Below are 624 nucleotides of genomic sequence, written 5' to 3' on the forward strand. Positions count from 1 at the left end.
GTAAATATTAAAGTTAGCAACATAATGTAAAACCTAAATCAACCAATTTTATAAAAACTTTTAGTGCCTTGTCTTCATCTGATATTTATGGACTGGGGAAACCAACTGGACGAGATAGAAGGTGGGGGTGTATTTCGCAACTGAAAATTGAGCCATTTCGCAATTTAATTTTGAGCCACTTATGAATGGCTATTTTCAAGCCACTTTTGCGTTTCTCTCATTCGGTAAGATGGGCCGATCATATTCACCACGTGCGATTTATGCGTCAAGCGATCCGTCAATGCGGCGGTCAAAATAGGATCATGGAATACCTCTTCCCATTTCGCAAAAGACAGGTTGCTCGTAATAATGGTTGAGGATCGACCAGCACGCAACGACAAATGTGTAAACAGTAATTCAGCCCCTTCTTTATCGAAGGAAATGTAGCCTAATTCATCAATGATAACGAGGTCATATTTCTCAAATCGCAATTCGAAAGAGCGTAAGGTCCTTTCGGACCGGCTTTCCTTCAACTGATTGATTAAGGACGAGACACTGGCGAAATAAACCTTGTAGCCCGCTAAACAAGCTTCTACCCCTAAGCCGATCGCCAGGTGGCTCTTGCCGGTTCCTGGAGAACCGGTC

The 624-nt window shown here is 42.8% G+C and carries 1 pseudogene; it reads right to left on the bottom strand.

Annotation, left to right across the window (positions count from 1 at the left end):
• Positions 1 to 179: 179 nt before the first annotated feature.
• Positions 180 to 624 (bottom strand): annotated as a pseudogene (gene istB, locus KA900_RS14550) (IS21-like element ISSau9 family helper ATPase IstB); the annotation flags it as partial.

Source organism: Staphylococcus sp. GDY8P120P, assembly GCF_017892065.1.
In the GTDB taxonomy this organism is placed as follows: domain Bacteria; phylum Bacillota; class Bacilli; order Staphylococcales; family Staphylococcaceae; genus Staphylococcus; species Staphylococcus nepalensis.